The following is a 21300-nucleotide window of genomic DNA, read 5'->3' as shown; positions in this document are numbered from 1 at the left end:
GTGAAACAATTCATCGATTTCATCCCGCTTCTACTGTTTTTCATCGTCTACAAAATCGATCCTCGCGTTGTCGACATCGCCGGCCATGAGCTGTCGATCGGGGGCATCTACAGTGCCACCGCGATGCTGATCATCAGTTCCCTGGTGGTTTACGGCACATTGTTCATTACCCAGCGCAAGCTGGAGAAAAGCCAATGGCTGACCCTGATCGCCTGCCTGGTATTCGGCAGCCTGACCTTGGCGTTCCACAGCGAAACCTTCCTTAAATGGAAGGCGCCCGTGGTCAACTGGCTGTTCGCGCTGGCCTTCATCGGTAGCCACTTCATCGGCGACAAACTACTGATCAAACGCATCATGGGCCATGCGCTGACCCTGCCAGACCCGGTATGGACCCGTTTGAACATCGCCTGGATCGTGTTCTTCCTGTTTTGCGGCGCCGCCAACCTGTTCGTTGCGTTCACCTTCCAGAGCTACTGGGTCGACTTCAAAGTCTTCGGCAGCCTGGGCATGACGCTGATATTCCTGGTGGGCCAAGGCATCTACCTGTCTCGCCACCTGCACGACGCCGATACCACAACGCCAAAAACCGAGGACTGACATGCTCTACGCAATCATTGCCACAGACGTCGCCAACTCCCTGCAAGCCCGCATGGCCGCTCGGCCAGCACACCTTGAGCGCCTGCAACAGCTCAAAGGTGAAGGTCGAATCGTATTGGCCGGCCCGCACCCGGCCGTCGACAGCAATGATCCGGGCGCCGCAGGTTTCACCGGTAGCCTGATCGTCGCCGAATTCGATTCCCTGAGCGCTGCGCAAGCCTGGGCTGACGCTGATCCGTACATCGCTGCAGGCGTCTACGCCAACGTTTCAGTCAAGCCGTTCAAGCAAGTCCTGCCGTAACTTTCTTCAAAAATGTCCCCGCGCGGTGAACCTTGTTGGTTCATCGCGCTCTCAATCGCTCATTATTCTCGTTTGCCTGCCGACAACTTGCCCAATAACTCGATTGGAATCAGGAGTCGTGATGCGCAAGGGTCCGTTGTGTCTGATGTTGGTGACGTTGTCGATGGTTGGCCCCGCCCACGGTGAGGAAAGTACCGCTGGCAGTAATTCGACGCCGCTGTCCTTGAGCGCCGGTAGCCAGATCACCGAGTTGCAGCAACGCTTGAAAGAAAGTGAGCGGCAACGAGAAGAATTGAACAAACAATTGCAAAATGCCGATGGCGAACGCGAAAGCGCTCAACTGAGCCGATTGCGCCAAGAGAATCAGCGCCTCAAGCTGCAACTCAAGGAAGCTCTGGCCAGTAGTCCGCTGCCGCGCCTGCTGACCGATCAACAGCAGTGGTTCGTCATTGGTGGTGGGGTAGCGCTATTAGCCTTGCTCTGCGGTATCTTCGCCAGTGGTGCAAGTCGAAAACGTCGGCAATGGCTAAATTGAGTGATTCATGAGCGAGCTGTTATTAATTGATGATGACCAGGAGCTGTGTGAGCTTCTGAGCAGTTGGCTGAGCCAGGAAGGCTTTCAGGTCCGTGCCTGCCACGACGGCCAAAGTGCACGCCGCGCGCTGGCAGAAACTGCCCCGGCCGCCGTGGTACTGGACGTGATGCTGCCGGACGGCAGTGGCCTGGAATTGCTCAAGCAATTGCGCAGCGACCATCCGGATTTGCCGGTGCTGATGCTTTCGGCCCGTGGCGAACCGCTGGACCGCATCCTCGGCCTGGAACTGGGCGCCGACGACTACCTGGCAAAGCCCTGCGATCCACGGGAACTGACCGCCCGTTTACGAGCGGTATTGCGCCGTAGTCATCCGGCTGCCGTCTCCAGCCAGATGGAATTGGGCGACCTGTGTTTCAGCCCTGTGCGTGGCGTAGTCAGCATCGAAGAGCAGGAATTCACCCTCACCGTCTCCGAAAGCCGTTTGCTCGAAGCGTTGCTCAAGCAACCCGGCGAGCCGCTGGACAAGCAGGAACTGGCGCAAATCGCTCTTGGCCGCAAACTGACCCTGTACGACCGCAGCCTGGACATGCACGTCAGCAACCTGCGCAAAAAAATCGGTCCGCACCCCGACGGCCGCCCTCGCATCGTTGCCCTGCGCAGCCGCGGTTACTACTACAGCCTGTAGGAACGAGCATGCTCGCTCCTACAGTTTTGTCAGGACGCTGCGAAATCGTCTTTACCCAAGCTTTACGCTCCCCTGACCGCCGCTGACCTTGATCTCCGTAATCTGAACTCATCCGGAACGTACCGGGAACGAGACAAGGAGATTCACCATGCGCAAGACTCTTATCGCTCTGATGTTTGCCGCCGCTCTGCCGACCGTTGCCATGGCCATGCCCGAAGGCGCGGGCCCGATGGGTGGTCCGATGGACGGCCCGCGCCACGGCGGTCAGATGTACCAGCACGGTAAAGGCGGCCCGTACAGCCAGTTGGACCTGAGCCGCGAACAGCGCGAGCAGATCCGCAAAATCATGGGCGAGCAGATGCATGATCGCAAACAACTGGTCGAAAAGTACCTGGAGAAACTCTCCCCAGCTGACCAGAAAGCCATGAAAGACGAAATGACTGCCAAACATCAGAAAGCCGAAGCCGATGTGCGCGCAGTACTGAAACCGGACCAACAGAAGCAATTCGACGCGATCCAGAAAAAACAGGCTGAGCGTCGCGCTGAATGGGCCGAATTCAAGGCCTGGAAAGCGCAACAACCGCAAAAAGCGCAATAATGCGTTAACCCGGACCCGATGGCTCAACACCGTCGGGTCTGTTGCCACTAAAGTAAATGTGGGAGCGGGCTTGCTCGCGAAAGCGGTGTATCAGGCAAAGTTTTTGTCACTGACACACTGCTTTCGCGAGCAAGCCCGCTCCCACGTTGATTTGCGTTTGCTTGAGGACTTTCTGTGCGCTCACTGTTCTGGCGTATTCTGGCCAGCTTCTGGCTGGCCATCGCCCTGGTTGCGGGGCTTTCGATTCTGCTTGGGCACATGCTGAATCAGGACGCCTGGATTCTCAGTCGCCATCCCGGCCTCAACACCTTGGCCGAACAGTGGACGCAAACCTACGAAAATCAGGGTGAAGACGCCGCGCAGGACATCCTCGAACAGCGCAAACGTCAGTATCACATTGATGTCCAGGTGCTCAACGAAAGTGGCGATCCGGTGGTGCGCGGTACCTTTCCACGTCGCGCGGCGGCTTTCGAAGCACGACAACATGACGATGATCGCCGCTTGCCATGGCGCCGTCTCACCGCTGAATACACCAGCGAGAAGACCGGCAATACCTACTTGCTGATCTATCGCATTCCTCACCCCGAACTTGATTCCTGGCACCGTGATAGCCTGCTCTGGCCGTTGAGCGCACTCGGAATCGCGCTGGTAGTACTGACGTTATTCAGCCTGTTCGTGACGATGTCCATCACCCGCCCGCTGAGCCGTTTGCGCGGCGCAGTGCATGACTTGGGGCAAACCACCTATCAACAGAACAGCCTGGTGAAACTGGCCAACCGACGCGACGAGTTCGGTGTGTTGGCCAATGACTTCAACCGCATGGGTGCGCGCCTGCAAAGTCTGATCGGCAGCCAGCGCCAACTGCTGCGCGATGTTTCCCATGAATTGCGTTCACCGCTGGCCCGGCTGCGCATCGCCCTGGCATTGGCTGAGCGGGCAAAACCTGAAGAACGGGAAAAACTCTGGCCGCGCCTGACCCGCGAGTGCGATCGACTGGAAGCTTTGATCAGCGAGATCCTGGTGCTGGCGCGGGTCGACGCCGATAACGCGAGTGCAGAGGACATTGACCTCAATGCACTGCTGAACACCCTGCAGAAGGATGCGCAACTGGGTTCGCCCGAGCAAAACGTACGCTTGAAAGCAGAGCCACAGCTACACCTCAAAGGCTGGCCGACGATGATCGAGCGCGCCGTGGACAATCTGTTGCGCAATGCTCAACGGTTCAACCCGGTAGGTCCGCCGATCGAGATGCAGGCTGTGCGTACAGGCGAGCGGATTGTGGTGAGTGTGCGTGACCACGGGCCCGGTGTAGAAGCTGAACATTTAAGCCAGTTGGGTGAGCCGTTTTACCGTGCACCAGGCCAGACTGCTGCCGGGCATGGACTTGGGTTGGCCATTGCACGCCGCGCGGCAGAACGCCATGGCGGGACTCTGGTGCTGGCCAATCATCCGGAGGGAGGGTTTGTTGCAAGCCTTGATTTGCCGCTGGTACCAGGAGCGGTGATCCAGCTCTGAGAGAGCGTTGTGGTGATGCGAAGAATCGCAGCCTCGTTTTACTCGACAGCACCTACATGGACCGCGTGGTTCTGTAGGCGCTGTCGAGTGAAACGAGGCTGCGCTCTTTTGATCTTCAGGCGTTGCCAGGCCAGACGCTGACAAATTCGGCCAGATCGACCTTCTCTGCCACACGCGGTTCTTTCTGCGGCGTACCCAGGTAAAGAAACGCAATCACTTCCTCCCCTTCTGCCAACCCCAAACCTTTGGCCACATGCGCCGAGTACGCCAGCTCTCCAGTGCGCCATACCGCGCCAATGCCCTGCGCATAAGCCGCCAGCAAGATCCCGTGCGCCGCACAACCGGCCGCCAGCAATTGCTCGGATTTCGGGTATTTGACGTGATCCTGCAACCGGGCAATGACTACCACCACCAGCGGCGCCCGTAATGGGCCATTCCGCGCCTTGTCCACGGCGGCCTCGGATACTTCGCCGTCCTGCAGCTTGGCCGCTTGCGCCAGCAACTCACCCATTTGCTCGCGCGCGGCACCTTCTACGGTCAAAAAACGCCACGGCTGCAGGTGACCGTGATCCGGAGCACGCATCGCTGCGCCAAACAGCGCTTCACGCTGCTCGGCAGTGGGCGCCGGGTCGACCAGTCGGGGAACGGAAACACGGTTGAGCAAAGCGTCGAGAGCCTGCATCGGCCACCTCCTGTAAAAAATGTTTGGCTATTCTAGCGGTAAGTGCCGCAGGCATGCCGGTTTACATGCCCTGCCCCGCAGGTAGAATGGCGCCCTTCCCACTTTCAGCCCGAGCGGACTTCATGGCGTTGCCGACCTTACGGATCATTGGTTTCATTATCGGCATCTTCCTGATCACGCTGGCTATCTCCATGGTCGTGCCCATGGCCACGCTGGTGATCTTCGAGCGCACCAGTGACCTGCCATCGTTCCTCTGGGCGAGCATGATTACCTTCATTGCAGGCCTGGCCCTGGTGATTCCCGGTAGACCCGAGCACATACATTTGCGCCCGCGAGACATGTATTTGCTGACCGTCAGCAGTTGGCTGGTGGTGTGCATTTTTGCAGCATTACCGTTTTTGCTGACTCAGCACATCAGTTACACCGACTCGTTTTTTGAAAGCATGTCGGGCATCACCGCCACCGGTTCGACGGTACTTACCGGCCTCGACACCATGTCCCCCGGCATCCTGATGTGGCGTTCGCTGTTGCACTGGATCGGCGGCATCGGCTTTATCGGCATGGCGGTGGCCATCCTGCCGTTGCTGCGCATCGGCGGCATGCGCCTGTTTCAGACCGAGTCGTCGGACCGTTCCGAAAAAGTCATGCCCCGTTCGCACATGGTGGCGCGCCTGATTGTGGCGGCTTACGTGGGTATCACCATTTTTGGCAGCCTGGCGTTCTGGTGGGCCGGAATGAGCCTGTTTGACGCGATCAACCACGCAATGTCAGCGATTTCCACCGGGGGGTTTTCCACATCGGACGAGTCTCTGGCGCACTGGAAACAACCCGCCGTGCACTGGGTTGCAGTAGTCGTGATGATTCTCGGCAGCCTGCCCTTTACCCTGTATGTGGCGACCATGCGCGGTAATCGTCGGGCACTGATCAAGGACCAGCAGGTTCAAGGACTGCTCGGGATGTTGCTGGTGACCTGGCTGGTACTCGGCACCTGGTATTGGTGGACCACCGACCTGCATTGGCTGGAGGCGCTGCGGCACGTGGCGCTGAACGTGACCTCGGTGGTGACGACTACAGGCTTTGCGCTTGGGGACTACAGCATCTGGGGCAACTTCTCACTGATGTTGTTCTTCTACCTGGGCTTCGTCGGAGGCTGTTCGGGCTCGACTGCTGGCGGAATCAAGATTTTTCGCTTCCAGGTGGCCTACATCCTGCTCAAGGCCAACCTAAATCAGTTGATTCATCCGCGCGCAGTGATCAAGCAGAAGTACAACGGTCACCGACTGGACGAAGAAATCGTGCGTTCGATCCTGACGTTTTCGTTCTTTTTCGCCATCACTATTTGCGTGATCGCATTGCTGCTGTCGCTGTTAGGCCTGGACTGGATGACCGCACTCACCGGCGCCGCCAGCACGGTTTCTGGCGTAGGACCGGGACTTGGCGAAACCATCGGCCCAGCCGGCAACTTCGCATCGTTACCCGATGCAGCCAAGTGGATCCTGTCGTTTGGCATGTTGCTGGGCCGACTGGAGATCATCACCGTGTTTGTGCTGTGTATTCCGGCGTTTTGGCGTCACTGACAAGGGCGGGAGCTTCCATCAGCCGCACCCGGTATTCGCCGGGCGTTGCGTCGAACCAGCGCCGAAATGCGCGAAAGAAGTTGCTCGGGTCGGCAAACCCCAACAGGTAGGCTATCTCCAGCAACGTCATGGTCGGTTGCGCCAGGTATTGCTCGGCCAGTTCACGCCGAGTGTCGTCCAGCAACGTCTGGAAACTGGTGCCCTCTTCCTGCAAGCGTCGCTGCAAGGTCCGCTGCGAAAGGTGCAGCGTCTGCGCCACCGTATCCCGCTTGGGCTCACCTTGAGGCAACAAGCGGCACAGCACCTGCCGCGCCTTGTGGGTTACGCGACTTTCGGAAAAACGCGCCAGGTATTCGCCGGCAAAACGGTCATGCAGCAAGGCCATGGCCTCGTTGGCGGTAGGCAGCGGCGCTTCCATGTCGGAACGCTCGAAAATCAGCGCGTCATAAGGCGCGTTGAACACCAGCGGCGCATGGAAGGCTTTTTTATACGGTTCAAGATCCGCAGGCTGATCACCCTGCACCAGCACTTTACGCGGTTGCAAGGTTCGCCCCGTCAGCCAGCCGCACAGGGCCAGCGCACAGGCCAGCGATGCTTCGGCGCTTTGCCGGGTGGGCGGCAGGTGATCGCCATGCACCGTCAGAATCAATGCGTAACCTTCGTCCAGCAGGCGGAAACTCAGGTCGGCACTTTCGGCGATGATCCGCTGATACCGCACCAGTCGCTTGAAGCCTTCGGCCAGGGTCTGGCTGGACATCAAGGCATAGCCCGCCACGTGAAACGAGGCCGGTCGTACCACTTTGCCCATGTTCAAGCCAATTGCCGGGTTGCCGGACAGCTCAACCGCACGCTGCCAAAGCCGTGTCATGGAGTCTTGCGGGAAGCGCGCGTCCGGGTCATCCAGTGACGCGTAGTCGAGCCCCAGCTGCTTGAACAGAACCCGGCAATCCAGGCCGTCCATCTCCAGTGCTTTGACAATCCCCATCGCCCAGCTTGCAGAAGTTGTTCGTTCGCTCATGGCGTTTACTGTCTGTGGTGAGCCGTCTACCGCGGCCAATTTCCGAAGGATACTAAAGTGGCGCCTATTGTCACTGGCTGTTGCCAATGATCACTCTAGACTCAAATAAGCTACCCGCAGAACAACTTGCAGCCAGAACAATAACCACAGAGATCGCTGTCGTGGAAAACATCAAGCGTTTCAATAGCTTCGCTGAGTTCTATCCGTATTACCTCAGCGAGCACAACAACAGTACCTGCCGACGATTGCACTTCATCGGCACCACGCTGGTTATTTTTATTTTGGCGTTGACCGTTGGCAAGGGCGCATGGCTATGGCTTTTGGCCTTGCCGCTGGCTGGCTACACCTTTGCGTGGGCGGGTCATTTTTTCTTTGAGAAGAATCGCCCTGCAACTTTTCAGCATCCGTTTTACAGCCTGCTCGGCGATTTCGTGATGTACCGCGACATGATTCTGGGTCGCGTGCCGTTCTAGCAGCAGGCGCAGAAAGTCGAACGAGGATAGCCAATGAATGCCAATGCCCGTTTCACCCACATGCAGGACGGTACGCAGGAAGATTGGGCGATCATCGCCGCAGACTTCAGTGCTTATGCCCGACAGTTGCCTGCACGGATTGTGGCGCACCTGAAGCTACTCGAGGGTGATTTTGGTGGTTTCCCGGTGGATCGCCTGACCCATTCCCTGCAAACCGCCAGTCGTGCCTGGCGCGATGGCCGTGATGAAGAATATGTGGTCTGCGCTCTGCTGCACGACATCGGCGATACGCTGGGCTCCTATAACCACCCGGACATTGCGGCAGCGATTCTCAAGCCGTTCGTCAGCGCCGAAAATTTATGGATGGTTGAAAAGCACGGGATTTTCCAGGGTTATTACTTCTTTCATCATTTGGGCATGGATCGGCACTTGCGTGAGCAATTCAGCGACCACTCGCAGTACCAGGCGACGATCGAGTTTTGCGCCAAATATGACGCTGCAGCGTTCGATCCGGCTTATGAATCGCTACCGCTGAGCTTCTTTTTGCCGATGATGGAACGCTTGTTTGCTCACCCCATAAACTCGATTTACACAGCCGCGATGGAAGAGCACGCACCGGCCTGACAGGCTATCGCCAACAGGCTCGCTCCCACAGGGGCGCATTCCACGGTGGGAGCCAGCCTTCTAGCGATGATTTATGCGGGCTCCGCCACTTTCGGCGCATTCAATTGCGCCTCTCGCGCCTGTGCATCCGCCAGGCGGTACAACTCGATCGAGCCATCCCAATGCTCGATCAGTGCCGTACACGACTCCACCCAATCCCCGCAATTAAGGTAATCCACCTCGCCAACCTTACGAATCTCGGCATGGTGAATGTGGCCGCATACCACGCCATGCAATTCGCGCTTGGTGCACTCATGGGCGATGGCCTCTTCGAAGTCACTGATGAAGCTGACGGCGGTTTTGACTTTGTGTTTGAGGTACGCCGACAACGACCAGTAACCGTAGCCATACCGCGCGCGCCAGTGGTTGAGCCAGCGGTTGAGCGTCAGGGTGAACTCATAAGCCGAGTCGCCAAGAAACGCCAGCCAACGGTGGTACCGGGTGATCACATCAAACTGATCGCCGTGGATCACCAACAGGTGGCGGCCATCGGCAGTCACGTGTATGGCCTCGTCCACCAGCTGAATATTGCCCAGGATCAGTTTCGAATAGCGGCGCAGGAACTCATCGTGGTTGCCGGTGACATAGATCACTTCGGTGCCGCGCTTGCTCATGGTCAGCAAACGACGAATGACATTGGTGTGCGCTTGAGGCCAATACATGCCACCGCGTAGTTTCCAGCCATCGATGATATCGCCGACCAGGTAAATCTTGTCGGCGTGGTAGCCCTTGAGGAACTTCGACAAATGCTCGGCCTGGCAATCCCGGGTGCCCAAATGCACGTCGGAAATCCACAATGTGCGCACGCGTTGTTTACGACTGGGTTTGGCGAGCTCGGCGCTGGTCATGGGCAACCCTCTGCGATTGTTTTTGCAAGCTTGCGCCGGGCGGGTTAATGGCCCATGACAGTGGCAAGTCAGTGCTGTGACAGCGCCCAGCAAGCGGCCTCGGTGTAAACTGCCAGCCTTGCTCATCAAACCCGCCCCGAGACCCGCGATGAGACCGATCCTCACACTGCGCCAATACACCAAGGACCTTATCGTCCACAGCCATGACCATGCACAACTGGTGATCGGGTTGTCGGGCGCGCTGGATTTTGAAGTCGACGGGCGCGGCAGCCAAGTGATTCAGCAGAGCTTCGTGGTGGTGCCGTCAGGCTTTCATCATGCCTGTGGCAGCCCCAACGGCAGCCGCTGCCTGGTGCTGGATGTGCCGAGTGACCAATGGGTCTCTCAGTCGCTGGGGGATCATGCCGACGCGAGCCGGCGCTTGCTCGATCAGGCGGGTCGCCTGCCACTGGATGCCGGGCAGAGTCAGCTCGTCAGTTGGCTGGCCGGCAGCCAGATCAACGATCCATTGATCGCCCAACAAGGCGCCGTGCTGTTATTGGCCAGCCTCAACAATGCCAAACCGGAGACCGTCGGTGGCCGGCGTCTTCCTTACGCCGCGTTGAATGCCCACATTGACCAGCGAGCGGCCCATCCACTGCAGGTGGCGGATCTGGCACGTATTGCCGGTTTGTCGACAGCGCGATTGCACGCACGCTTCGTTGCCGAATGCGGGCAAACGCCGATGGATTACATCCGCAGCCGACGCTTGCACATCGCCGTGGGGCTGCTCCGGGATTCGGCGCTGCCCATCGGCGAGATCGCCAATCGGGTGGGCTACAGCTCACAAAGCGCTTTCGCGGCGGCGATTTTGCGCGAGTTCGGCGCCTCGCCCGGCACATTTCGACGCGAGGCTGGCGACAAATAACGCGAGTCTGGCGACAGACAGGTTGGGCATAACACGATTGAATAGACGCTCTGTCTGTTGTGTTGTTAAGGATTTGCAATGACTCCGCGTACCGCCCTTGGCGCCCTGCATATCGGCGCACTGCTGTTTGGCCTGACCGGTGTGTTCGGCAAACTGGCAGCGGCCTCCCCCGCCGTAATCGTCTTTGGGCGCGCCATCTTCGCGGTGCTGGCACTGGCCGTTTTCGCCCGCTTCGCCAGCAACACTCGCTGGCGCAAGCTTGCCGGCGCGGACTGGCGCGGGCTGCTACTCAGCGGTGTGTTGCTGGCCGGGCATTGGGTCAGTTTTTTCGTTGCGGTAAAAGTCGCCGGGGTGGCGATTGCTACGCTGGGTTTTGCCAGTTTCCCGGCATTCACCGTGATCCTGGAAGGACTGATTTTTCGCGAGAGAATTCGCGCCAATGAAATTCTCCTGGTGGTGCTGGTGAGTATCGGCCTGGTACTGGTCACGCCAGATTTCGACCTGGCCAGCGGCGCCACGGTTGGGCTGTTGTGGGCCGTTACCTCAGGTTTGTTGTTCGCGCTGTTGTCTCTGACCAATCGCGCCAGCGCCGCAAGAATACCTGCGGTGCAGGCAGCGCTGTGTCAGAACGTGGTGGTCGCCGTGTGTTTGCTGCCCGTTGCAGCACCGCATCTGAGTGAAGTACGCGCCTTGGATTGGCTGTGGATCAGTTTGCTAGGCGTGTTCTGCACCGGCGTCGCCCACAGCCTGTTTGTCGCCAGCCTCGCGGTGATCAAGGCTCGCACCGCCGCCGTGGTGTTCGCCCTGGAACCGGTTTACGGCATTACCCTGGCCTGGCTGCTGTTCAACGAAAACCCCACGCTGCGCATGCTGTTCGGCGGCGCGCTGATCATCGTCGCGATTATTGTTTCCAGCAGATTATCGGGCGGTACCAGCAAGAAAAACGTTGCGGCGCAAGCGCCGTCTCACTGAGTGCGGTCGTTATGGCCGAGATCACGCTGCGGGTCGATTTGGTCGCGCACTCGTTGCTTTAGCACCTTGGCCTCGGGAAAGCCGCCGTCAGCCTTACGTTCCCAGATCTGCACCGCGTCGCAGAATATGTGGAACACCCCGCCAGTGCCGGGCACCAGCGATACTTTGCCCAGATCGTCACCAAACGTACTGAGTAACTCCTGAGCCAGCCAGGCTGCACGCAGCAGCCATTGGCACTGCGTGCAATAGGTGATAACGATTTCCGGTTTATGCGCGGTCATGGTTGGCAACACTCCTGAGCCTGAGAACTTCGCTATGGTAGAGCCTCAGCGAATCCCGGCCAACAAGCTCCGCGCAGTCTGTTTCAACGGTTCATCGCCATCCTTGAGCAATTCGTTCAGCAACTCGATGGCGCTGTCCAGGTCGCCGTCGTCGATACAGGTCTGTGCTTGCTCCAGTTTGCCGGCAATGGCGGGATTCGCCGGTTGCAGACTCAGCGGTTCAAGTTCAAGTGACTCGCCAGGCTCGGCGAAGCCCGCAAGAAAGTCGTCATCCAGCGTTTGCGTGTCAGCGTCTGCTTCCCACTCCAGCTCCGATTCGATCTGGGGCTCTTCGGGCAGTTCGAACACGTCGGGCAAGACATGCAGGTTCGAGGAAAAAACGGGCTCTATTGTCGCCGGCGGTTCGACCGATGATTTCGCAGGTTCGAAGGGGCTGACCAAGTCCCAATTGGAGTCCATCGATAAGTCATCCAGGTTTAGCTGGAACTCATCACTCGGAGCCATCGCCACAGGTGGCGTGACAACGGGCGGAACGAGCGCTGGCGCGATGCTGTTCAGTTTGGGGTGACGCGCACGAATCTCATCCAGCATCTGAGAATCGAACCCGGCGTCGCGCAGCCTGCTTTCCTGAGCATCGTACGCGGGCACATCCCCTTGTTTACCCAGCACATCCAGTAACTGCACCGCCAGATCTGTACGCTGCGGCTCCTTGAGCAGTGCCTCTCGCAGCAAACCGGCCGCCTCGGAAAAACGACCGTAAGCCAAATAGATACCTACCCCTTCGAGCACATCGCCATGCGGCGCGTCATCTTGATGCTCGGCCGGGTGTACGGCTGAAGGTTGGGGCCCACGCGTCTGTGCCTCCAACCCGGCGGGTTGATCCGGTTCCGGGTGTTGTCGGGGCGGCAAACCGGAAATGTCCCCGGACAAGGCCTGTTCCTGCTGACGACGACGTCGAACCACCATCCCCACTAATACCAGACACGCTAGCGCTAACAGACCGATGATCAGGGGCCAATTGCTGCCTTCGGGTTCATCCGCAGCTATTGGAGTTGGCGCTACCGTATCAGGCACTGCGGGCACTGCCGGCGCAACGGGTGGCGCCACTGTCAGTTGAGCTTGCAGTTCACTGACCTTCTTTTTCTGTTCGGCAAGTTGCTCGTCCTGAGCCTGAACTTTTTTGTTTAGCTCATCGATGGTCGTTTGCAGCTGTTGGGTTTGCAGGACACTGGCCGCCAGTTGTTCGGCGAGAATATCGCTGTCCGGCGCGACGGTGGGCGGCAGGGCCGCAGGTGTCGCAGTTTTTTTGGCTGGAGTTGACGGCGCAACGGCCGGCGTGACGCTTGGGAATGCAGAAGACTGGGGGCGTGCATCCGGTTCGTCAGTGACGGGAACGATACCCGGCGAACCTGGTGGATCGATCAGCACCGTGTACTCACGCAACACGCGCCCATTGGGCTGGTTGAGCTGCACCAGGAAATTCAGAAAGGGTTCTTTGACCGGTTTGTTCGAACTGACCCGGATCAGGCTGCGATTGCCGTGCAGGATGGGCGTGAACTTCAGATCGTTGAGGAAGAACACTCGCTCGACACCGGCTCTTTTGAACTCGTCCGCCGTCGCGAGGCTGACGGACAAGTCGCCCTCCTGCAAACCGGCGGCATCCACCAGCCCGATATCGGCACGCAACGGCTGATTTAACGCCGAGTGCATGGTGATGTCACCCAAGCCCAATGCGGGCGCCAGTGCCGAGTAAGCGACAGCCCCGCCAATGACGAGCAGCCTGCCGCAAAACCGCAATACAACGTGCCGACTTTCGAGCATGAGCTTCCCTTAGATAACCAGAAACAACCGTGCGCGTTCGCACATCCGGTACGAACGCGATATTGCCTAGTAGTTCTTTATAGTCTGCCCAACGGGGTATCTCAAAAACCTGGCGTGAGGTTATGCCTCAAGATTTTTCCAGGTTGGCCAGAATGTGCCCATGAACACGCATGCAAACCTTTAAATCCGCTTCATCGACGCCGTTGAAAAGTTCTATGCGCAACTGGTTGGCGATGGTTTCGATTTGTTCGATCAAGGGAAGTGCGGGCGCACAGAGGACGATTTTTTTGGCCCGCCGATCTTCGAGCACTGCCTGGCGTTGCACCAGCCCCTGGCTTTCCAGGCTGTCGAGCAACCGGGCCAGCGTCGGCCCTTCCACAGCAACGCTTTGCGCCAATTCACGCTGAGTGGGTGCATCCTCGAATCGAGCGAGGTGCAGCAGCACCAGCCAGCGAGCCTGAGAAAGTCCAAGGCCGGCCAGTCGGCGGTCGAGCTCGGCACGCCAGCCTCGCGACATCTGGGCCAGTTGCATGCCAAAGCGGTGTTGATCGGTTAACGGCATAAAAAACTCATGGTTAGACTGAAATAGGGAAAACCTAATTATTAGTCAGCTAAGCATGACCGTTGGCTCGAGGCAAGCGTTGCTCTGTACTGAATCGTTACATCCATGTAACACCGGATTCAAATCTCGAATTCGGACTGCAGAGCAGCCCGAATGCAGTACAAAACCCCTTCCGGGACTTTGCCGGCGAACTGTGCCGCAATTTCTGCCACTGGCGGCAATTCGCCTTCGCCATCAAGGAAAGCGTCCTGCACCTCGCCCATCAACTCTTCGGGTAGATCCAGTGCCTGTTCCAGTGACAGCTGCTGCTTGCCGATCGCTTCGGCGAGCATGGTGTAAACGTTCTTTTCCGAGCACTGCAGTTGACCGGCGATCTGCAACGGGGTCATGCCGGCTCGGGCCAGGGTGATCAGTTCGTGGCGCACATCGGCCACCACTTTCGGCGCTTCGACCTGACCGCCGAGGACTTCGAGGAAAGCGTCGCCGTAGCGCTCCAGCTTGCGCGCGCCAACACCGCTGACCGTGGCCATTTCCGCGAGCGAGGTCGGCTGGCTGCGCAGCATCTCCAGCAGTGTGGAGTCGGGAAAGATAACGTACGGCGGCACACCGTGTTCCTCGGCAAGCTTGCGACGCAGTGCGCGCAAGGCTTCCCACTGTTCGCGCTCTTCGCCGCGTACCAATTGGCTCGCCTGGCTCTTGCTGCTTTTGGCGGTGGTTTGCGGCTTCAGGTCACGGCGCAGCTCCAGCGTGACTTCGCCCTTGAGCAGCGGTCGACAGCTGTCGCTGAGGCGCAAGCCGCCATAACCTTCAAGGTCGATGTCTGCCAAGCCACGGGCCACCAGCTGTCGGAACAGGGAGCGCCATTCACTTTCGCCCATCGCTTTGCCAACGCCGTACACCGACAAATGCTGATGACCGAAGCTACGGATTTTTTCGTTGTCCTTGCCCAGCAGCACGTCCACCAAGTGGCCGACACCATAACGCTGACCGGTGCGGTAAATAGCCGAAAGTGCCTGGCGTGCCGGCTCGGTCGCGTCCCAGGTTTGCACGCCATCAACGCAGTTGTCGCAATGGCCGCAAGGCTGGGGCATGTCTTCGTCGAAATAGGCCAACAACGTTTGACGACGGCAGCGTGTTTCTTCGCAAAGCGAGAGCATGGCGTCTAGCTTGTGCTGCTCCAGACGCTTGTGGCGCTCGTCGCCCTCGGAGTTTTGTAGCATCTGCTTGAGCATCACCACGTCTTGCAGGCCATAAGCCATCCAGGCATCCGCCGGCAGGCCATCCCGACCACCGCGACCGGTTTCCTGGTAATACGCTTCAAGGGACTTGGGCAAATCAAGGTGAGCCACGAAGCGCACGTTGGGTTTGTCGATGCCCATGCCAAAGGCCACGGTAGCCACCATGATCAAACCTTCCTCGTTGAGGAAGCGCTTCTGGTTATGCGCCCGGGTTTCGTTGGGCAAACCGGCGTGATACGGCAGCGCCGGGAAGCCCTGTTCGCTGAGGAACACCGCCACTTCGTCAACCTTCTTGCGCGAGAGGCAATACACAATGCCGGCGTCGCTGCGGCGCTCGGTCAGAAACGCCAGCAACTGCTTGCGTGGCTGTTCCTTTGGGACGATGCGGTAAAAAATGTTGGGCCGGTCGAAGCTCGACAGAAAGCGCTCGGCGTTTTGCAGGTGCAGGCGATCGACGATTTCTTCGCGGGTGCGTTTATCAGCGGTGGCCGTGAGGGCAATGCGCGGGACAGTGGGAAACAGTTCAGCCAACTGGCCCAGTTGCAGGTATTCACGGCGGAAATCATGCCCCCACTGCGATACGCAGTGCGCTTCGTCGATGGCAAACAGGGAGATTTCCAGGCTTTGCAGGAAGGCCAGCATGCGTGGCTGCACCAGACGTTCGGGCGCCAGGTAGAGCATTTTCACTTCACCGCGTTTGATTCGCGCCGCCAGATCACGCTGCTGCTCGGCGCTCAGCGTGGAGTTCAACGCTGCTGCAGCGACGCCCAGTTCCTCGAGGGTGGCGACCTGGTCGTCCATCAGCGCGATCAGCGGTGAAACCACCACTGCCAGCCCTTCTCGTAACAGCGCAGGGACCTGGAAGCACAAGGATTTGCCGCCGCCTGTCGGCATCAGCACCAACGCATCACCGCCGCTGGCCACGCGCTCAATGATTGCACCCTGGCGACCGCGAAAACTGTCGTAGCCGAAGATGTCCTTGAGGACGCGTTGAGCCTGTTCGAGCATAAAAACTCCAAAAATCACCGAAACATCCCTGCAAGGCTGGTTCAGAACCACGCAAGCTGCACCGATAAATCGTAAGTGCGCGTTGCATGACACTTCATATCTCAGCCGCAATCCAACAGGGCATCGCAAAACGCGGGAGTATACCCGACCACTGTCCGGCAAAGGGCGCCGCTGATAAGACACATGAGCGGCAGTACACTGCATGACCTTTGGGAGCAGGCCTGAACCCCGCAACGGCGGCAAAAATGCCGCGCGGCTGGCCTGAGCGCGCAAGAAGGCCTAGAATTCGCGCATCTGTTTAATTCCCAAGGTAGCCCTTTAATGTCCTTCGCTGAGCAATTAACCCGCCTGCAAGTCTTCCTCGACGCCGACGAACTGCATGACGAGGCGCTGGACTACGTGGCCGCCCACGGCTACCTCACTGCCCTTTCGATTTGTTCGGAAGTGGTTCCTGACCGCGAATGGATCGATGCCCTCTTCGCTGAAGAGCCGCATTACGCCGACGACACCGAGCGTGAAGCGATCGAATCCACTCTGCTGGCCCTCAAGGCTCACATCGCTCGTCAACTGGCCTCCGATGAAGAGTTCGAGTTGCCATGCGAACTGGACCTGGGCGAAGACCCGGATGATTCCGACCTGCGCGGCTGGTGCATCGGCTTCATGGAAGGCGTGTTCCTGCGCGAAGCGGCGTGGTTCGAAACCGCAGAAGACGAAGTCAGCGAAATGCTGCTGCCGATCATGGTCGGTTCGGGTCTGTTCGACGAGCAACCAGAGTTTTCCGACATCGCGGCCGATGCCAACCTGATGGACGACATGATTGTGCAGATTCCAGAAGCGCTGACCGCGCTGTACCTGCTGTGCAACGCGCCCGATGAAAAACCGGCGATCCTCAAGCCACGTCACCACTAAGGTTGGGCCTATGGACAACCCCATAGGCAACCGCTCCCTGATAGTGCGCTACGTTCTGCTGGCCATCGGCTGGCTGAGCGTAGCACTGGGAGTCATCGGAATTTTCCTGCCCGTATTGCCCACCACGCCGTTTTTGCTGTTGGCCGCCGCGTGCTTTGCCCGCAGCTCGCCGCGTTTTTACCAGTGGCTGGTCAACCATCCAAGGCTTGGCCCGTGGATTCGTGACTACCTCGACGGCAACGGTATCCCGCTCAAGGGCAAGGTTTACTCCATCGGGTTGATGTGGGCGAGCATTCTGTTCTCTTGTTATCTGGTGCCGCTTCCCTGGGCGCGAGGCTTCATGCTGACCAGTGCCGTGCTGGTGACGATCTACATCCTCAGGCAAAAAACCCTGCGTAAAACTCAAACGCGTTAGCGCCTGGTACTTCTGACAGCAGCGCAAATGGCACCCAACAAAAAACCCGCCACCCTGACTCAGGATGGCGGGTTTTTTGTTTAAGGTTTTTACGTCACACGGTATCAACCTTCAACGAATGGTCGTTGAGCATCCCGGTGATAATGGTTGCCGTATCGTGGCCCCCGGCAATCACCCCGCCCGCCCCCGGCGTTACGCCGTAATGGCTGGCCAGGTTGACGCCTGCAAGGTCGATGGTCTGGTTCGGTGCGGCACCTGCCATGCTGCTGACATCGATAGTGGTGACCAGCGAAGCGCCACTCCCGGTCACTTTGAAGTGCAGGTAATCATCCAGCGAGGCAGCGGTGCCATTCTCACCTTGCAGCAGTTGTGACAGGTCGAGTTTGTCGGTGCCGGGCGTGAAGTCAGTGACCACGTCATGCCCGCTGTTACCGGCCAGCCATTGGAAGGTATCGGCGCCTGGACCACCGGTGAGGGTGTTGTTGCCCATGCCGCCAATCAGGATGTCGTCGCCACCGCCGCCGTTGAGCACATCATTCCCAAGGCCACCGTTGATGACGTTGTTATTGTTGTCACCCGTGAGGTGGTCATTGAAATTGGAGCCCACCAGGTTCTCGATGCCCTGAAGCGTGTCGACGCCCGCACCGATGGTGTTTTGGGCAGTCAGCAGGCTCAGGTCGACGGTAACCCCAGCAGTTGCGTGGGCGTAACTGACCGTGTCGTTGCCGGGGCCGCCATCGAGCAGGTCGTTACCCGGCCCGGCGTACAGCAAGTCATTGCCGGCACCACCATGCAATTCATTGTTGCCGGTGCCTGCGGTCAATACATCGTTGCCGTCACCGGCGTTGATGATGTTATCGCCCGGCCCCGCTACAAGCACATCATCACCCGCCGTCCCGGTCAGGGTGTGGCCTTCCTGATAGCTGACGGTCACTGCCGCACTGTCGCTGCCGCCATGGCTGTCATTAACGGTGTAGGTGCTGTGGTAATCCGGGGTGACGTCATGGGCGCCGGAATAATTGACGGTCATGGTCAGCTGGTAGTTCTCTGCTCCGGTACCGGTGTTATGCGGGCCGTCGGCAATGTTGATGATGTGGATCTGATAAGTGCCATCGCTGGTGGCAGTGATGGTTTGACCGTCGCCGACCGGGATGAACGCGCCACCGTTGACCGAGTACTCCATCGCAATGTGCCCGGCCGCCAGGTTGTGATCCAGGTTAAGGGTTTCACCTTGCTTGAGGTTAACGGTGATGCGGTCCTCATCATTGGCATTGACGGTTGTGACGGCGCCCAGGTAGCCGGCAATCAGCAATGTCGCGGTCATGGTCGCAGCAGTGGCGTTGAATGAAGCACGATCCAGGGAAATCGCCTGGTTTGCGGGGCTGTCAGTCTTAGCGTTGAACGCGATGGTTTTGAGGCTGGTGGCAGTGAAGTCTCCACCCTTGGCAACCCAACCGGTGTTAAGGGTGACCGGTGAAGCCGTCAGAGGATTGCCATTAGGGCTGGAATCGTTGGCCACCAGCAATTCCCCCGGCACCACGATTTTACCGGACAGCACGTTAGTGATGATGTGGTCGTCCACCGCTACCGGTGGCGCGTTCGGCACTACTTTTACAGTCAGTGTCGAGCTGGCCTGGTCACCATCGTTGTCGCTCAGCGTGAAGCCGATGTTTTCAGTGACCACCACGCTGGTGACTTTCAGCGAGGTGTAGGTGTACTCACCCGTGTCGAGGTTCACCACCAGCGTGCCGCTGTTATTGGTAGCAACGGTAAGGGTGTTGTTCACCGTGTTGAACGTGCCATGGTTGGCACCGCCACTGAACGTCAGCGAGCCGTCACCTTTGGGGTTGTAGGTGTACGTGGTGCCGTCGACAACGATGGATTTGATGAAACCGCCATCGGCACCGAACGAGCTACCTTCGACCAGCAACGAGCCAGTGATTGGCACACCAACGATAGTGCCGGTCAGTACCGAGTTGAGTTGCGACAGGTCTTTGACCACCACCGCATTGGTATCGGTGCCGGTAGTGCCGTCATAAGCCAGCGGGTCGAGGTTGGCATTGCTCACGCCATTGCCCAGACCAATCGCGTAGTTCTTGATGTCGTTGTTATTGAGGAAATCCTTCCAGGTCGACTCATTCGCCGTCCCTTCGTTGGGTTTGCCGTCAGAGAAGAAGTAACCGACGTTCTGCGCCCCCGTCAGCTTGCCGTCGGTAGCGAACGCGGTTTTCGCCACGTTCATCGCCGCCTCGTAATCGGTGTTACCCCCCGCTGTCAGGCCCAAGACAATCGACTTGGCCGTCGCCACGTCCACCCAAACCGGGGTTTTGTCGGTGGCAGTGCTGCTGAAAGTGACGATTTGTACCTTCACATCACCGAGGTTGTCGTACTTTTCGAGCAAGGCGTTGATGGCCTGCTTGGCCAGGTCCAGACGCGAATAGCCATCCACCCCAGATTTGTCGGCCATGCTGCCGGACACATCGATCACCAACAGCAGGTTGGAGTCGACTTCCGTAACGGTGGCTATGCGATCGGACGCCACGGCTTTCGGCACATCATCGACGATGTTGACGTGGATGGTGCTGGTGGTGCTGTTGCCCAACGCGTCGGTGGCTTTGTAGGTGAAACTTTCGCTCAACGTGTTGGCGCCGTCGTTGGCGCCCGGCGAGGTTTTCGGGGCCGAAGTCAGGGTGTAGGTATAAGAGCCGTCCGGGTTGAGCAAGATCTGCCCATAGGTCCCGGTCGCACTGCCGACCAACGTGTAAGTCACCGTGCCTGAGGCATCAGCGATGGTGCCAACCACCGTGCCAGTAGCCGTTTCGCCAGTGTTATGAGGGTCGCTGCCGACCACTGTACCAGCGGCCAGGTCCTGGCCGTCCTTGGTCAGGTCCAGCGCTTTTTCGTAGACCGTGACTTCGCTGTCGCCCACCGCTTTGATGCAGCTGTTGTTGACGTCGATGGTGATGGTCGCGGTGCTTTCGTCACCGTCGGCATCGCGCAAGGTGTAGGTGAAGGTGTCGGTGGCGCCCGGGCCACTGACCGCGTTCGGGTTGCTGTGGTACTCGGCGTTGCCGTTGGCGTCCAGCGTCAGGTAACCGTAGGTGCCGTTGATGTGGGTATTCAAGTTGCCGATGGCCGAGGTCGACGTGTCGGAGCCAAAACGCACGCCCACCACGCCACCGCCCGCCGCCGGTCCGTCAGCGCCGCCAACGTCGTTCCACAATACGTTGCCGGTGACCACGCCGCCTTCGGTGACCGACACCGCATCGTTGTGCGCGGTCGGGACGTCATCGACGATGTTGACGTTGATTTCACCGGTGGCGGTACTGCCATCCTTGTCGGTGGCGACCACGGTGAAGTTATCGGAAATGCTGTTGGCACCGTCACCGTTCGGGTGGGTGTCGGTGTAATTCAGCGTGTAGCTGTAGCTGACTACGCCGGTCACCGGGTCGTAATGGGTGATGGTGAACGTGGCGCCGTGCAAGCCGTTAATCGACTGCGGCATGCCTGCGGCCACGCCATTGCTGACCACCGCGATGCCGCCCACGGTCAGGGTTTGCAAACCGTCTGTGGCGTTGACGGTGAAGGTGCCGTTTTGGGTCAGCGCCGGGGTATTTGGCTCGGAGCCATAGGTCAGGTTTTTCTCGTAGACAGTGAGTTCACCGCCCGTCACATCCAGGCCGTTGAGGATCACC

Annotated in this window: 21 protein-coding genes; 13 read left to right on the top strand and 8 right to left on the bottom strand. The window is 58.8% G+C overall.

Annotated elements, in window-relative coordinates:
* From ACQR3R_RS00105 to ACQR3R_RS00080, 6 genes are all read left to right on the top strand, one after another.
* Nucleotides 1-597: a septation protein A gene (locus ACQR3R_RS00105; protein WP_428269876.1), complete on the top strand. Its 597-nt coding sequence runs from the start codon at nt 1-3 to the stop codon at nt 595-597.
* Nucleotide 598: 1 nt separating this feature from the next.
* Nucleotides 599-898: a YciI family protein gene (locus ACQR3R_RS00100; RefSeq protein ID WP_428269875.1), complete on the top strand. Its 300-nt coding sequence runs from the start codon at nt 599-601 to the stop codon at nt 896-898.
* 121 nt (nt 899-1019) lie between these two features.
* On the top strand, nt 1020-1433 hold the full coding sequence (locus ACQR3R_RS00095) for a hypothetical protein (RefSeq protein ID WP_428269874.1): 414 nt from the start codon (nt 1020-1022) through the stop codon (nt 1431-1433).
* 7 nt (nt 1434-1440) lie between these two features.
* Entirely contained in the window at nt 1441-2118 is a 678-nt protein-coding gene (locus tag ACQR3R_RS00090; protein ID WP_428269873.1) for a response regulator, read from the top strand.
* A 148-nt stretch (nt 2119-2266) separates the two neighbouring features.
* Nucleotides 2267-2716: a Spy/CpxP family protein refolding chaperone gene (locus ACQR3R_RS00085; protein ID WP_428269872.1), complete on the top strand. Its 450-nt coding sequence runs from the start codon at nt 2267-2269 to the stop codon at nt 2714-2716.
* 174 nt (nt 2717-2890) lie between these two features.
* Nucleotides 2891-4231, top strand: coding sequence for an ATP-binding protein (locus tag ACQR3R_RS00080; RefSeq protein ID WP_428269871.1), 1341 nt, complete (start codon nt 2891-2893; stop codon nt 4229-4231).
* A 115-nt stretch (nt 4232-4346) separates the two neighbouring features.
* Here ACQR3R_RS00080 and ACQR3R_RS00075 read toward each other — a convergent pair whose 3' ends face one another.
* Nucleotides 4347-4913 (bottom strand): NAD(P)H nitroreductase, encoded by a 567-nt coding sequence (locus ACQR3R_RS00075; RefSeq protein ID WP_428269870.1) that lies wholly within the window; start codon nt 4911-4913, stop codon nt 4347-4349.
* A 122-nt stretch (nt 4914-5035) separates the two neighbouring features.
* Here ACQR3R_RS00075 and ACQR3R_RS00070 point away from each other — a divergent pair, with 122 nt between their 5' ends.
* Complete coding sequence (locus tag ACQR3R_RS00070) at nt 5036-6490, top strand: TrkH family potassium uptake protein (protein WP_428269869.1); 1455 nt, start codon at nt 5036-5038, stop codon at nt 6488-6490.
* Here ACQR3R_RS00070 and ACQR3R_RS00065 read toward each other — a convergent pair.
* Nucleotides 6447-7508: an AraC family transcriptional regulator ligand-binding domain-containing protein gene (locus ACQR3R_RS00065; RefSeq protein WP_428269868.1), complete on the bottom strand. Its 1062-nt coding sequence runs from the start codon at nt 7506-7508 to the stop codon at nt 6447-6449. The two genes, ACQR3R_RS00070 and ACQR3R_RS00065, sit on opposite strands and share 44 nt — an antisense overlap.
* Before the next feature lie 161 nt (nt 7509-7669).
* Between ACQR3R_RS00065 and ACQR3R_RS00060 the strand changes: the two genes are divergently transcribed.
* Together ACQR3R_RS00060 and ACQR3R_RS00055 are read left to right on the top strand one after the other, a co-directional pair.
* Complete coding sequence (locus ACQR3R_RS00060; protein ID WP_428269867.1) at nt 7670-7981, top strand: Mpo1-like protein; 312 nt, start codon at nt 7670-7672, stop codon at nt 7979-7981.
* Nucleotides 7982-8014: 33 nt separating this feature from the next.
* Nucleotides 8015-8605, top strand: coding sequence for an HD domain-containing protein (locus ACQR3R_RS00055; protein WP_428269866.1), 591 nt, complete (start codon nt 8015-8017; stop codon nt 8603-8605).
* Nucleotides 8606-8676: 71 nt separating this feature from the next.
* Here ACQR3R_RS00055 and ACQR3R_RS00050 read toward each other — a convergent pair whose 3' ends face one another.
* A complete protein-coding gene (locus ACQR3R_RS00050; protein ID WP_428269865.1) occupies nt 8677-9492 on the bottom strand; it encodes a metallophosphoesterase family protein in 816 nt (271 codons plus the stop codon).
* A gap of 148 nt (nt 9493-9640) precedes the next feature.
* On the opposite strand from ACQR3R_RS00050, the gene ACQR3R_RS00045 reads away from it, so the two are divergent.
* On the top strand, nt 9641-10399 hold the full coding sequence (locus tag ACQR3R_RS00045) for a helix-turn-helix domain-containing protein (RefSeq protein ID WP_428269864.1): 759 nt from the start codon (nt 9641-9643) through the stop codon (nt 10397-10399).
* 78 nt (nt 10400-10477) lie between these two features.
* Nucleotides 10478-11371, top strand: a complete 894-nt coding sequence (locus ACQR3R_RS00040) for an EamA family transporter (protein WP_428269863.1) — start codon at nt 10478-10480, stop codon at nt 11369-11371.
* Here ACQR3R_RS00040 and ACQR3R_RS00035 read toward each other — a convergent pair.
* From ACQR3R_RS00035 to recQ, 4 genes are all read right to left on the bottom strand, one after another.
* Nucleotides 11365-11652, bottom strand: a complete 288-nt coding sequence (locus ACQR3R_RS00035; protein WP_428269862.1) for a SelT/SelW/SelH family protein — start codon at nt 11650-11652, stop codon at nt 11365-11367. The genes ACQR3R_RS00040 and ACQR3R_RS00035 overlap by 7 nt on opposite strands.
* 45 nt (nt 11653-11697) lie before the next feature.
* Entirely contained in the window at nt 11698-13473 is a 1776-nt protein-coding gene (locus ACQR3R_RS00030) for a FimV/HubP family polar landmark protein (RefSeq protein WP_428269861.1), read from the bottom strand.
* Between the two features lie 127 nt (nt 13474-13600).
* Complete coding sequence (locus ACQR3R_RS00025) at nt 13601-14035, bottom strand: MarR family transcriptional regulator (protein WP_428269860.1); 435 nt, start codon at nt 14033-14035, stop codon at nt 13601-13603.
* Between the two features lie 119 nt (nt 14036-14154).
* Entirely contained in the window at nt 14155-16281 is a 2127-nt protein-coding gene (gene recQ / locus ACQR3R_RS00020; protein WP_428269859.1) for a DNA helicase RecQ, read from the bottom strand.
* Nucleotides 16282-16602: 321 nt separating this feature from the next.
* Between recQ and ACQR3R_RS00015 the strand changes: the two genes are divergently transcribed.
* The gene (locus ACQR3R_RS00015) at nt 16603-17190 is read left to right on the top strand and encodes a UPF0149 family protein (RefSeq protein ID WP_428269858.1); all 588 of its coding nucleotides are present in this window, start codon (nt 16603-16605) and stop codon (nt 17188-17190) included.
* A gap of 10 nt (nt 17191-17200) precedes the next feature.
* Nucleotides 17201-17605: a DUF454 family protein gene (locus tag ACQR3R_RS00010; RefSeq protein WP_428269857.1), complete on the top strand. Its 405-nt coding sequence runs from the start codon at nt 17201-17203 to the stop codon at nt 17603-17605.
* A 94-nt stretch (nt 17606-17699) separates the two neighbouring features.
* Here the strand turns inward: ACQR3R_RS00010 and ACQR3R_RS00005 are convergent.
* Nucleotides 17700-21300 (bottom strand): type I secretion C-terminal target domain-containing protein (locus tag ACQR3R_RS00005; protein WP_428269856.1); only part of this gene is annotated, 3601 nt, incomplete at its 5' end.

The organism is Gordonia sp. IEGM753, assembly GCF_050321825.1.
Taxonomy (GTDB): domain Bacteria; phylum Pseudomonadota; class Gammaproteobacteria; order Pseudomonadales; family Pseudomonadaceae; genus Aquipseudomonas.
Note: the sequence above shows the minus strand (reverse complement) of the source record. Positions and strands in the feature narration are given on the sequence as shown.